Raw genomic sequence first — 12,357 nt, forward strand, 5'->3', positions numbered from 1 at the left:
TGTTCACGCGGAGACGCGGAGACGCGGAGGTTTAGGAGATTGGCGGCTTTGCCGCCCTTTCTTTTTCTCCGCGTCTCCGCGTGAACCAAATCTTCTGCGCTCTCCGCGCGAATCCTATTCCACCACCGTCGCCAGATTCGCGAGCGACGAATTCAGCCCCGCCTGATGATCCTTCGCCGAAATCCCCGGCGGCACATGATGTGCGTCGATCGTGACCAGCGTGCCGCCGCTCTGGCGCGACAGATACCAGTGCATCGCCATCGTCCCCGAAAAGCGCGGATCGTCGGACACGAACGCGACCTCCCAGACGATCAGCCGCCCGTCGTCGAGGGTCGGGATCTGCACCTCGATCCTATCGCTGTCGTCGTCGCTCTTGGTCTCGACATCGGCATCGTCGAACGTCAGCCGCAGCCGAAAGCCGCCCCCGGCTCGCAGATCGACATGCTCGAATGCGCCGGTCGCGCCCTCGGGCGGCAGCCAGCGCGCCAGCTTCGCGGCGCTGGTGAACGCCGCGAAAACATCGGGAAGCGGCGCCGCGATCAGCCGCTCGGCATGGTCGGTGCGCCGCGTCTTCCTGGTCGGTTTCAAGCGAGCGCGGCTTTGACCGCCGCGACCGCCGCATCGGCCGCGCCGCCGTCAGGCCCGCCGCCCTGCGCCATGTCGGGCCGCCCGCCGCCGCCCTGCCCGCCAAGCGCCGCGACCGCCGCCTTGACGAGGTCGACCGCACTATGCTGCTGGGCGACATCGTCGGTCACGCCGACCGCGACCGACGCGCGCCCGTCGTTGACCGCGACGAGCATCGCGACCCCGCTGCCGACCTGCTTTTTCAGGCCATCGACGGTGCCGCGCAATTCCTTGGGGTCGAGCCCTTCGACGACCTGCGCGAGGAACGCCGTGTCGCCGACCTGCTCCACTGCCGGTCCGGCCGCCGCGCCGCTCGCGCCACCCCCAGCACCACCAAGCGCCAGCGCCTTTTTCGCGTCCGCAAGCTCGCGCTCGGCCTTTTTGAGCTGCTCGGCGAGCGCGGCGACCCGCGCCGGCACCTCGTCGGGCGAAGTCTTGAGCGCCGCCGCCGCGCTCTTCAGCGCCTCGTCGCGGCCGTTCAGCCATTGGCGCGCCGCCTCGCCGGTCAGCGCCTCGATGCGCCGCACGCCCGACGAGACCGCGCTTTCGCCGACGATCTTGAACAAGGCGATATCGCCAAGCGCGCGGACATGCGTCCCGCCGCACAGCTCGACCGAATAGCTATGGTCGTCGGCACGCCCCATGCTGAGCACGCGCACCTCGTCGCCATATTTCTCCCCGAACAGCGCCATCGCGCCCGCCGCGATCGCGTCGTCGGGAGTCATCAGCCGCGTCGATACCGGCTCGTTGGCACGAATCTGCGCGTTCACATCGGCCTCGACCTGCGCGATCTCGTCCGCGGTCAGCGCCTTGGGGTGCGAAAAGTCGAAGCGGAAACGGTCCTCGGCAACCAGGCTGCCCTTCTGCGTCACATGGCCGCCGAGCCGGCCCCGCAGCGCCGCGTGGAGCAAATGCGTCGCGCTGTGGTTGGCGCGAATCCGGTCGCGCCGCGCGGCGTCGATGGTGAGCTGCACCGTATCGCCGACCTTCAGCGTTCCGGCCTCGAGCTTCGCCTGATGCGTGTGCAGGCGCCCGAGCGGCTTGCCGGTGTCGCCGACGACCGCCTTCGCGCCCTCCAGCGTCGCGATCGTCCCCGCATCGCCCATCTGACCGCCGCTCTCGCCATAAAAGGGCGTCTGGTTGGTCAGCACGACGACCTCGTCGCCCGCCGTGGCTTCGTCGACCGGCTTGCCGTCCTTGACCAGACCGATGACGGTCGCCTCGCCCGCGGTCGAGGTGTAGCCGGTGAATTCGGTGCTGCCGTTCGCTTCGGCAAGGTCGAACCAGATTTCGTCCGACGCCCGGTCGCCGCTGCCCTTCCACGCCGCGCGCGCCGCCGCCTTCTGCTGCGCCATCGCCGCGTCAAAGCCCGCGCGATCGACCGCGATGTCGTTCGCCCGCAGAGCGTCCTCGGTCAGGTCATAGGGAAAACCAAAGGTGTCGTAGAGCTTGAACGCGACCTCGCCGGCCAGCGTGTCGCCCTTGCCCATGCCGACCGTCGCCTCGTCGAGCAGCCGCAGCCCCTTGTCGAGCGTCTGGCGGAACTTGGCTTCCTCACGCTCCAGCGTCTCGGCGATCAGCGGCTGGGCGCGGATCAGCTCGGGATAGGCGGCGCCCATCTCGGCGGTCAGCGACGGCAGCAGCCGGTGCATCAGCGGGTCTTTGGCGCCGAGCAGGTGCGCGTGGCGCATCGCGCGGCGCATGATCCGGCGCAGCACATAGCCGCGCCCTTCGTTCGACGGCAGCACCCCATCGGCGACGAGGAAGCTCGACGCGCGCAGATGGTCGGCGATGACGCGGTGGCTCGCCTGGGTCGCCCCCGCGGCCGGAACGCCGGTCAGGTCGACCGACGCCGCGATCAGCGCCTTGAACGTGTCGGTGTCGTAATTGTCGTGGACGCCCTGCATCACCGCCGCGACGCGCTCCAGCCCCATGCCGGTGTCGATGCTCGGCCGCGGCAGGTCGACGCGCTCGCCGCCCGGCAACTGGTCATATTGCATGAACACCAGGTTCCAGATTTCGACGAAGCGGTCGCCGTCTTCCTCCGGCGATCCCGGCGGACCGCCCCAGATATGGTCGCCATGGTCATAGAAGATTTCGCTGCACGGCCCGCACGGCCCGGTGTCGCCCATCGACCAGAAATTGTCGCTGGTCGGGATGCGGATGATGCGCTCCTCGGGCAGCCCCGAAATCTTGCGCCACAGGTCGAACGCTTCGTCGTCGGTGTGATAGACCGTCGCGGTCAGCTTCTCCGCCGGCAGCCCCCAATCCTTGGTGAGCAGCGTCCAGGCGTGGGTGATCGCCTGTTCCTTGAAATAATCGCCGAAGGAGAAATTCCCCAGCATTTCAAAGAAAGTATGATGCCGCGCGGTATAGCCGACATTGTCGAGATCATTGTGCTTGCCGCCCGCGCGCACGCATTTCTGCGACGAGGTCGCGGTGCTGTAGGGGCGCTTCTCCAGCCCCGTGAAGACATTCTTGAACGGCACCATGCCCGCGTTGACGAACATCAACGTCGGGTCGTTATACGGCACCAGCGGCGCCGAAGGTTCGATATGATGTCCCGCCTCCCCGAAATAATCGAGGAAAGAGCGGCGAAGGTCGTTGGTCGAGGTCATGGCCGCGAATTAGGGATTTTGGTTCGATGCGACAAGGTGATTCCATTGCGCCTTCGGTCGAGGCCTGTTGCGGCTTAGAAAGCCGTCGCAATCCCCTTGCCCAGATAGCAGGGAAGCTGGCGCAGCACGTCGGCCTTGGGCACGCCCTCCTCGATCAGTTGCGGCGGCACTTCGGACGTGTCGATGCGCACGACGGTGAAGCTGCTGGCGGGGTCGGCGCGGTGGACGACGACATAGCCGCAATCCATCGTCCCATCCTGGCGGTCGCCGCGAAAATCAAAGGCGGCGTAAAGGCCCGCCGGTTGTCCCGCGGGGTCGGGATACCAGCTCAGCCGCAGGATGCGGATCTGGCCGTCGGCCCACAGCGTCGCGCGCTTGCGCTGGTTCATCTCCCATTCGAGCCGCGGGTTCGACGCCTGGAACGACAGGCGCAGCATCGCATAGGCGGCGGCGAAATCGCGCCGTGCCAGCGCCAGCGTGTAAGCGGCGAACCGGTCGATCGCGCCCTCTTCATCGGCCGCGGTCGGCTTGAAACTCGCGCCGTCGGGCACGACGATGTTGCGCTCGACTTCGGGCCCGACTGTCGGCGGCGCGGCGAGCGCGACCGGGACGCCCATAAGCAACAGCGCCGCCGCCGCCATCACCGCGGCGACGGCCCTGCGGCGGTCAATAGCCATAATAAGCGCCGCCCTTGTCGCGCGCGCGGCGCCATGCGGGGCGGTCGTGGCAGGCATTGACGAAATTGGCGAGCTTCGGATAGCGCGGCGCCATGCCCTGCATGATCGCGACCTCGGCGGGAAAGCTCAGCATCACGTCGGCCGCCGACAGGTCCGAACCGATGAAATGCCCCGCGTCGCTCACCCGGCTTTCCATATAGGAAAAATGCGAATCGAGCTGCTGCGCGATGCGCGGCTCGATCGCCGCCGCCGCCGCGCCGAGCCGCGCGGTATAGATACGCAGCAGGATCGGCGTCATCGCCGACCCCTCGGCGAAGTGCATCCATTCGAGGTGGCGGACATGATCGTCGGTCCCGTGTTCGGGGACGAGAGCGCCGCCGCCATGGCGCTCGCACAGATATTCGGTGATCGCCCCCGATTCGGTGATCACCCTCCCGTCATCCTCGATCACCGGCGACTTGCCGAGCGGATGCACCGCAAGCAGGTCGGGCGGCGCGAGGTTGGTCACCGGGTCGCGGTCGTAATATTTCACCTCATAGGGCGCGCCGATTTCCTCGAGCAGCCACAATATGCGCTGTGACCGGCTGTTGTTGAGATGGTGGACGATCAGGCTCATCACGCGATCCTTTCAGGGTTTCCAGGGGCCGTTGCGGTCGATCAGCGCCGCGAGCTCGCGCACCAGCTTGGCGCCGAGAATCGCGGTGACGCCGCCGACGTCGCGGCCGGGATGGCATTCGACGATGTCGGCGCCGACGATCGGCGCGGTCTGCTTGTGGAGCAGCGCGAGCAGTTCGCGCACCGTCAGTCCGCCGGGCTCGGGATGCGCGACGCCGGGCGCCGCCGACGGGTCGAGCCCGTCGAGGTCGATCGAGATATAGAGCGGGCCGTCCAGCACCGGCACCGCATCGGGTGTGAAACCGGCCATCGGGACGATCTCGACTCCAAAGCGTTTCGCCTGCGCGCGGCAATGATCATTCAGCGTGCGGATACCGACCTGGACGAGCCGCGCGGCATGGCCGGCCTCGCAGATGCGCGCAAAGGGCGAGGCGTGGCTGCGCGGATTGCCGCCGAAATCATCGTAGAGATCAGGGTGCGCGTCGATGTGGAGAATGGTCAGCGGCCCGCAACAGGTCGCCGCCGCCTCGACGAGCGGAACGGTCACCGCATGGTCGCCGCCGAGCGCGAGCGGCACCTCGCCGTCCTCGTGCAGCATCGCGACATGGCGGCGGATCGCCGCATCGTCACGCGGCGTGTCTTCGGCGAGCGGCAGATCGCCGTCGTCGGTGAAGGCGATATCGACGCCGATCTCCGGCCCGAGTTCGCTGGCGAGATTGCCGCGATCGCTCCACAACGCCGCGCGGATCGCCGCGGGACCAGCCGCCGCGCCGCGTTCAAAGCTGCTGTTGATATCAGTGGGCAGGCCGAAAAGACGGATCGCGGGCATGCGCCGCTTGTAACCTCTGCCATGACCCGCGCAAGGCGCAACGGGCGCCGTGCGCAAAGGCTGGATGGTTCAACGGCGGGCGGGCCAACCTGCAGGAGAGGGACATGTGCAGGTGCGATGCAGCCGCAAGGAGGCTGCGAGGCCCGCCGCCGTCGGCCGACCGATTCCACAGGAGCGCGAAACCGGCCGGGATGGCAATCGGTTATGATCAGGCGTCGGTGCCGCCGTCGTCGTCGGGACCGGCCATCATCTCTTCGGCCACCGCGTCGGTCCGGCTGCGGATCGCAGCTTCGAGCCGCTCCATCAGTTCCGGATTTTCCTTGAGGAAGGTCTTGGAATTTTCGCGGCCCTGTCCGATGCGGATCGAATCATAGCTGAACCAGGCACCCGATTTCTCCACGATGCCGGCCTTGACGCCCAGATCGAGGATCTCGCCGATCTTGGAGATGCCCTGACCGTACATGATGTCGAATTCGACCTGCTTGAACGGCGGCGCGACCTTGTTCTTGACGACCTTGACGCGCGTCGTGTTGCCGACGATCTCGTCGCCATTCTTGATCTGGCCGGTACGGCGGATGTCGAGACGGACCGAAGCGTAGAATTTGAGCGCGTTGCCGCCGGTCGTGGTTTCGGGATTGCCGTACATCACGCCGATCTTCATGCGGAGCTGGTTGATGAAGATCACCATGCAGCGCGAACGGCTGATCGAGCCGGTCAGCTTGCGCAGGCTCTGCGACATCAGGCGCGCCTGAAGCCCGACATGGCTGTCGCCCATCTCGCCCTCAATCTCGGCGCGCGGCACCAGCGCGGCGACCGAGTCGATGACGAGCACGTCGATCGCGTTCGATCGCACCAGCGTATCGACGATCTCGAGCGCCTGCTCGCCGGTGTCGGGCTGCGACACGATCAGTTCGTCGATATCGACCCCCAGCTTTTTCGCATAACCCGGATCGAGCGCATGTTCGGCGTCGACGAAGGCGGCGGTGCCGCCCATCTTCTGCGCCTCGGCGATGCAATGCAGCGCCAGCGTCGTCTTGCCCGAGCTTTCGGGGCCATAGATTTCGATGACGCGGCCGCGCGGCAGGCCGCCGACGCCAAGCGCGATGTCGAGCCCGAGCGAGCCGGTCGACACCGCCTCCACCTGCATCGCTTCCTTCGAGCCCAGCTTCATCACCGAGCCCTTGCCGAACGCGCGATCGATCTGCGCGAGCGCAGCGTCGAGCGCCTTCTGTCTGTCCGTTCCGTTCACTGATTTCCCCGATTCGACGAGTGACAATTGTCCGGCCATTTGCCGTCCTTTCCTGCTCTAGAGCGACCGCGGAAGCATCGCAACGCCGGACCCCATGTGCCACATTTGTTCTCGTGGAACAAGAGGGGAACAAAAATAGTTCGCCGCCTCAGCGAAGGCGGGGGCGGCGTATGGGTCAGGCCCCGAACTCCGCGATCGCCGCCTCGATGTCGGTCAGGCGGAACGGCTTGGTCACCAGCCGCCGGTGCGCGTGCGCCGGAGGGATCATGTCGCCGCCGCCCGAGGTGAAGGCAAAAGGAATGTCGCGCGCGGCGAGCGCGTCGGCGACCGGCCAGCCCTTTTCATCGCCAAGGTTGATGTCGATCAGCGCGCCGCCGATCGATTCGGCGGCGATGATCGCCAGCGCTTCGTCGTTCGTCGTCGCCTGCGCGGGTTCGGGCAGGCCGAGCGCGTCGAACATGTCGGCCAGCATCATGCCGATCAGCACGTCATCCTCGACGAGCAGGATGCGCGATGCCTCAGCCACGGCCCGCCCGATGCGCCGCATCGTCGAGCGCCGCCGACACCGCCTCGGCCAGTTGCGCGACCGAAAAGGGTTTGGGCAGGAAAGCGACGTCGGCGATATCGATCGACTGGCGGAGCTGCTCCTCGGCATAGCCCGACATGAACAATATGGGCAGCGTCGGCCGCTTCGCGCGCATCGCGCGCACCATCGCCGGGCCGTCCATCGTCGGCATCACGACGTCGCTGACGATCAGGTCGATTTTTTCCATCCCGGCGAAGCGCTCCAGCCCTTCCTCGCCCTGCGAGGCGGTGACGACGCTATAACCCGCACGGGTCAGCGCGCGTTCCGCGACCGCGCGCACCATATCCTCATCCTCGACGAGCAGGATCGTGCCGGTGCCCCACTGGCTCTTCTTGGGCTTCGCCGGCGGCGCGGGCACCGCGGGGACGTCATGGTCGGCGCGGTGGACGGGGAGGTAGATGGTGAAGCTGGTCTCGCCCGGCCGGCTGTCGGCAAAGATGAAGCCCGCCGACTGCTTGATGATGCCATAGACGGTCGACAGGCCAAGCCCGGTCCCCTTGCCGACGTCCTTGGTCGTGAAAAAGGGCTCGAAAATCTTGGGCAGCACGTCGGCGGGAATACCGCTGCCGGTGTCGCTGACCTTGAGCGCGCTGTAATCGGCGGGGGGCATGAACTCATTGCCCATCTGGCGCACGTCGGCCGCCGACACCGGATAGGTCTCGATCGTCAGCGTGCCGGCGCCCGCCATCGCGTCGCGCGCGTTGACCGCGAGGTTGATGATCACCTGTTCGAGCTGCCCCGGATCGGCGCGCACCGCGCCCAGGCCGCGGCCATGGTGCACGATAAGCTGAATGGTGTCGCCGATCAGCCGCTTGAGCAGATGCGAGACCTCAGAGATCACATCGGGGAGTTGCAAGATCTGCGGGCGCAGCGTCTGCTGGCGCGAGAAGGCGAGCAATTGCCGCGTCAGGCTGGCGGCGCGATTGGCGTTGCTGCGGATCTGCTGGATATCGTCATAGTCGCTGTCGCCGGGCGTGTGGCGCATCAGCATCAGGTCGCAGGCGCCGAGCACCGCGGTCAATATATTGTTGAAATCATGCGCGACGCCGCCCGCGAGCTGGCCGACCGCCTGCATCTTCGACGCCTGCGCGACCTGGCGCTTCAGCCGCGACTCCTCGCTCGAATCCTTGAGGCTGAGCAGCACCGCCGCCTCGCCGAGCCCGCGCACCCCGACGACGCGCATCGACACCGGGTCGTCGCCCTGCCCGATCAGCCGGATCGACAGGTCGCCGCCGACTTGCTGCCCGCTGCTGTGGCGGCGGATCATGTCGGCGAGCGGCCCCTTGTCCTCACCGACGACCAGGTCGCCGGGATAGCGCGGCGTCCGGTTCGCGCCGATGCCCGCGGCGCGGATGAAAGCGCGGTTCATGTACAGGAAGCGACCGTCGCGATCGACCAGTGCCAGCCCGAAGGGCAGCAGCGACAGCAAGGTCTCGACATAGGTTTGCGCGGTGCCGCGGTCGGCGGGGCCCATTTCCTCGTCGAGCATCGCGAGCAGCAACGGCCCATGGCCGTCGGCGGGCGCCAGCGGAATCTGGAGCATCCGCACCGGCGTCGCGCGATCGCCCTCGCGCGCGAAAGTGAGCGTGCCCGCATCGTCGAGCCGCAGCATCGCGGCGACGTCGCGCCCGGCATAATGCGCCTGGTCGCTTTCGTCGAACGCGCGCAGCAGGAAAGCCGGGTTGGCGGTGCGCAGCCGCCCCTCGGCGCTGACCAGCGCCGCCATGATCCCCGCCTGCCCCAGCGTGCGGCCCGCCGGTCCGTCGAGATGACGCATCACTTCGTTCGCGAGATCGAGCCGTTCGAGCGCGGCAAAGCGCCAGACGAGATAATCCTCGGCCTGCCCGGTCCGCGTCACCTGCGCCTGCAATTGCAGCGGCCCGACCGCGATATCGTCGACATGCCCCTCGCCGTCGCGCCACGCGGCGCGCCCGGCGTTTTTCAGAAGCTCGCCGCCGCGCCCGTCGAGCGGCAGCCCCGGCGGGGTCACGAACCCGCCCATCCAGGTCGCGAACAGGTCGTTGGCGCAGACGAGCCGCCCCCCGCGGTCGGTCACCGCGATCGCGACATCGTCGTGATTGACCGCCGCGCGCAGCATCGTCCAGTCGGGCAGCGCGGCCTCGCCGCCGGCCGAGGCGGGAAACAGCCGGCGCACGAGCAGGATGCCGGCGACCGCGATCGCAATCCCGGCGAGGAACCCCGCGGCAAGCGCGCCGCTGCCCGTCGCCCAGAACAGCAGCGCGACCGACAGCAGCGCGAGGCCGCCAACCAGGGCAAGATCGACGCGCGACAGCGACGCGCGCGCGGAAAGCGGCCCCGCGGAACCGGCCCCCCGGCTGAAATCTCCATCAGCAGCGGGCAGGCTTTGCGCGGTCAATGACTAACTTTCCTGTTGGCGCATCACCAGATGCGGACGCGATCCTTCGGCGCCAGATAGAGCTTCTGGCCGTCCTTGACGTTATAGGCCTTATACCAGGGGTCAAGGTTGCGCGAGACCCAAGCCCGCTGAATCGACGGCGAATGCGGATCGGTCGTGATGCGCTGCGCCAGATTCTGCTCGCGATAGTTGCGCCGCCACACCTGCGCCCAGCCGAGGAAGAAGCGCTGGTCGCCGGTCAGCCCGTCGATCACCGGCGCTTCCTTGCCGCCGAGCGATTTTTTGTAGGCGTCATAGGCGATCGTCAGCCCGGCGAGATCGCCGATATTCTCACCCAGCGTGAAGGTGCCGTCGATATGTTCGCCGGGCAGCACTTCATAAGCGTCATATTGCGCGACGAGCGCCTTGCCCGCGGCCTCGAACGCCTTGACGTCGGCGGGGGTCCACCAGTCGGCGAGCTTGCCAGTCTCGTCATATTTCGCGCCCTGATCGTCGAAATGATGGCTGACCTCATGGCCGATGACGGCGCCGATGCCGCCATAGTTGATCGCCGCGTCGGCCTTGGGATCGAAAAAGGGCGGTTGCAGGATCGCGGCGGGGAAGACGATCTCGTTCATCCCGAAATTGGCGTAGGCGTTGACCTCCATCGGGGTCATCCCCCACTCCCAACGGCGGATCGGCCCGCCGAGGCGGCTGATATTGTCGTCGTGGGCGAACTGGTTCGAACGCAGCGCATTGCCGAACAGATCGTCGGCCTTGATCTCCAGCTTGCCATAATCCTTCCAGCGGTCGGGATAGCCGATCTTGGTCGTGAAATTGGCGAGCTTCTTCTTTGCCTTCACCTTGGTCTCGGGCTGCATCCAGCTCAGCTTGCCGATGCGGGTGTCGAGCGCGGCGAGGACATTCTTCACCAGTACATCCATCGCCGCCTTGGTTTCGGGCGGGAAATATTTCGCGACATAATCCTGGCCGACCGCTTCCCCCAGATTGTTGGTGGTGAAATCGACCGCGCGCTTCCAGCGTTCCTGCATCTGCGGCGTGCCCGACAACGCGGTGCCATAGAAGGAGAAGGCTTCCTCGGCGACCGCATCGGGCAGCACGCTCGAAAAGCCGTCGAGGCTGCGGACGAGCAGCGCGTCGCGCAGCACGCCGATCGGCGCGTCGGCGATCAGCTTGGCCTCGCCGGTCAGCGCGCTCGGCTGGGCAACGAGGATCGCATCCTCGTTGACGCCGACGCCGCGAATGAAGGTGGCCCAGTCAAAGCCGGGCGCGGCCTTGGCAAGGTCGGCGACCGTCATCTTGTTATAGACCTTGGTCGCGTCGCTGCTGTCGTTCTTGTCCCAATGGACGGTCGCGACCTGTTTTTCAAAGGCATAGATCGCCTGCGCGCGCGCCGCGGCATCCTTTTCGCCCGCCAGCGTCAGCACATTCTCCAGATGCTTGAGATAGGCCGCCTGCAACTTCACATTGCGCTCGCCGTCCTTCAGATAGAAGTCGCGGTCGGGCATGCCGATGCCGCCCTGGAACATGGTATAGATATAGACGTCGGGATTCTTGTCATCCTGCCCGACATAGCCGCCGAAGAAATGCGACACGCCGCTGCGGTCGGCCTCGGCGAGCAGCGCGGGAAGCCCCGCCTTGTCGACGGCGCGGATCTTGTTCAGCCAAGGCTCGATCGGGGCCAGGCCCTTCGCCTCGACCGCCGCCGAATCGAGATAGGAGGCATAGGCGCGGCCGATCATGCTGTTCGGGTCGCCCTTGGCGGCTTCGAGGATTTCCTGCGTGCGCTTCTGCGACAGGTCGGCGAGCGCGGTGAACATGCCATAGTTCGACTTGTCGGCCGGGATCGCGGTGTCCTTCGCCCAGGTGCCATTGGCATAGGCGTAGAAATCGTCGCCGGGCTGGACGCTCTTGTCCATGCCCGAAAGGTCGAAGCCGAAATCGCCGATTTCAGGCTTGGCGGCGGCGTCGGTCGCGGAGATGGGGGCTGCGGGTGCCGGGGCGGCCGCGCCCTGAGCAAAAGCGGGCGCAGTCGCCATCAGCATCGCGCCAAGCGCGGCGGTCGCCATCAGGCGCGAAGACAGGTTCAAAGTCATGATGTTCCCCAGATAGATATGCGAAAAGCGCGCCGCGAAACCGGGGCGGCGCGATCTTGCGATGCGATCAGTATAGGCGCGCGGGCCGCCGCGGTTCAACCGGCGGCGGTGTCGCTCGTCGATGGCTCATGTCGTTGGTCGCGCGCGCGGCGAATCTTGCGCCGCCAGCGCAGGCGAATCCAATTGTCCCAGATGAGCGAGGCGAGGATATAGCCGACGATCGCCGAAACCGCCGAAATCACGAACAGCCCCCCCAGCCCGCCGAGCAGCGCCGGTCCGGCATTGGCGGTGAACCATTGCCACCAGTCGGAAAGCGAGGCCGATCTTTCGTAGAGCGCATAAAGGCCCGACACATTGGTGTGCATCCCGAACAGGACATTGCCGAGCCAGACCGACGCGGCGAGGATGAACGGCGTCGTCACCGGGTTCGACAAAAAGGTCATCGCCGCGCCGATCGGGATATTGGCGCGGAACGGCAGCGCGAGCAGCGCGACACCCAAAATCTGGACGCCGGGGATCAGGAAGAAAATGCCGACGAACAGCCCAAGCGCCGTCCCGCGCCGCACCGAGGTCCGGCTGAAACGCCACAAATGGCTGTGCGCGACGCGGTGCGCAAAGGGTTTGACGAAGCGGCTTTCCAGCAATTCCTCGCGCGTCGGCGAGTTCTTGCGGATCCAGTTCATCAG

Annotated in this window: 10 protein-coding genes; all 10 read right to left on the reverse strand. The window is 66.6% G+C overall.

Annotated features, from left to right (window positions below):
• Nucleotides 1-114: 114 nt before the first annotated feature.
• The 10 genes from CVO77_RS05075 to CVO77_RS05120 all read right to left on the reverse strand — a co-directional run bounded on the left by CVO77_RS05075 (nt 115) and on the right by CVO77_RS05120 (nt 12,354).
• Nucleotides 115-588 carry an SRPBCC family protein gene (locus CVO77_RS05075; protein ID WP_105998176.1) on the reverse strand — a complete coding sequence of 158 codons (474 nt, stop codon included), beginning with the start codon at nt 586-588 and terminating at the stop codon, nt 115-117.
• Nucleotides 585-3,242 (reverse strand): alanine--tRNA ligase, encoded by a 2,658-nt coding sequence (alaS, locus tag CVO77_RS05080; RefSeq protein WP_105998177.1) that lies wholly within the window; start codon nt 3,240-3,242, stop codon nt 585-587. The genes CVO77_RS05075 and alaS overlap by 4 nt, the downstream gene beginning before the upstream one ends.
• A gap of 74 nt (nt 3,243-3,316) precedes the next feature.
• Nucleotides 3,317-3,919, reverse strand: a complete 603-nt coding sequence (locus CVO77_RS05085) for a hypothetical protein (RefSeq protein ID WP_192878868.1) — start codon at nt 3,917-3,919, stop codon at nt 3,317-3,319.
• Nucleotides 3,909-4,535: a glutathione S-transferase family protein gene (locus CVO77_RS05090; protein ID WP_105998178.1), complete on the reverse strand. Its 627-nt coding sequence runs from the start codon at nt 4,533-4,535 to the stop codon at nt 3,909-3,911. Before CVO77_RS05090 ends, CVO77_RS05085 begins: the two co-directional genes overlap by 11 nt.
• A 12-nt stretch (nt 4,536-4,547) precedes the next feature.
• Nucleotides 4,548-5,363, reverse strand: coding sequence for an agmatinase (gene speB, locus CVO77_RS05095; RefSeq protein ID WP_105998179.1), 816 nt, complete (start codon nt 5,361-5,363; stop codon nt 4,548-4,550).
• Nucleotides 5,364-5,571: 208 nt separating this feature from the next.
• Entirely contained in the window at nt 5,572-6,651 is a 1,080-nt protein-coding gene (gene recA / locus CVO77_RS05100) for a recombinase RecA (protein ID WP_105998180.1), read from the reverse strand.
• Between the two features lie 136 nt (nt 6,652-6,787).
• Nucleotides 6,788-7,138 (reverse strand): response regulator, encoded by a 351-nt coding sequence (locus CVO77_RS05105; protein ID WP_106000654.1) that lies wholly within the window; start codon nt 7,136-7,138, stop codon nt 6,788-6,790.
• Nucleotides 7,131-9,491, reverse strand: coding sequence for a hybrid sensor histidine kinase/response regulator (locus tag CVO77_RS05110; protein ID WP_106000653.1), 2,361 nt, complete (start codon nt 9,489-9,491; stop codon nt 7,131-7,133). Before CVO77_RS05110 ends, CVO77_RS05105 begins: the two co-directional genes overlap by 8 nt.
• Nucleotides 9,492-9,598: 107 nt before the next feature.
• On the reverse strand, nt 9,599-11,671 hold the full coding sequence (locus CVO77_RS05115; RefSeq protein WP_192878869.1) for a M13 family metallopeptidase: 2,073 nt from the start codon (nt 11,669-11,671) through the stop codon (nt 9,599-9,601).
• 95 nt (nt 11,672-11,766) lie between these two features.
• Complete coding sequence (locus CVO77_RS05120; protein WP_338061533.1) at nt 11,767-12,354, reverse strand: DUF2062 domain-containing protein; 588 nt, start codon at nt 12,352-12,354, stop codon at nt 11,767-11,769.
• Nucleotides 12,355-12,357 lie beyond the last annotated feature (3 nt).

The sequence above is a fragment of the Sphingopyxis lindanitolerans genome, from assembly GCF_002993885.1.
In the GTDB taxonomy this organism is placed as follows: Bacteria; Pseudomonadota; Alphaproteobacteria; order Sphingomonadales; family Sphingomonadaceae; genus Sphingopyxis; species Sphingopyxis lindanitolerans.

What these genes read in the sequence shown, in the direction of transcription:
- speB (WP_105998179.1), bottom strand. Translation starts at nt 5,363, where the DNA reads ATGCCCGCGATCCGTCTTTTCGGCCTGCCCACTGATATCAACAGCAGC.
- recA (WP_105998180.1), bottom strand. Translation starts at nt 6,651, where the DNA reads ATGGCCGGACAATTGTCACTCGTCGAATCGGGGAAATCAGTGAACGGA.
- CVO77_RS05115 (WP_192878869.1), bottom strand. Translation starts at nt 11,671, where the DNA reads ATGACTTTGAACCTGTCTTCGCGCCTGATGGCGACCGCCGCGCTTGGC.
- CVO77_RS05090 (WP_105998178.1), bottom strand. Translation starts at nt 4,535, where the DNA reads ATGAGCCTGATCGTCCACCATCTCAACAACAGCCGGTCACAGCGCATA.
- alaS (WP_105998177.1), bottom strand. Translation starts at nt 3,242, where the DNA reads ATGACCTCGACCAACGACCTTCGCCGCTCTTTCCTCGATTATTTCGGG.
- CVO77_RS05120 (WP_338061533.1), bottom strand. Translation starts at nt 12,354, where the DNA reads ATGAACTGGATCCGCAAGAACTCGCCGACGCGCGAGGAATTGCTGGAA.
- CVO77_RS05085 (WP_192878868.1), bottom strand. Translation starts at nt 3,919, where the DNA reads ATGGCTATTGACCGCCGCAGGGCCGTCGCCGCGGTGATGGCGGCGGCG.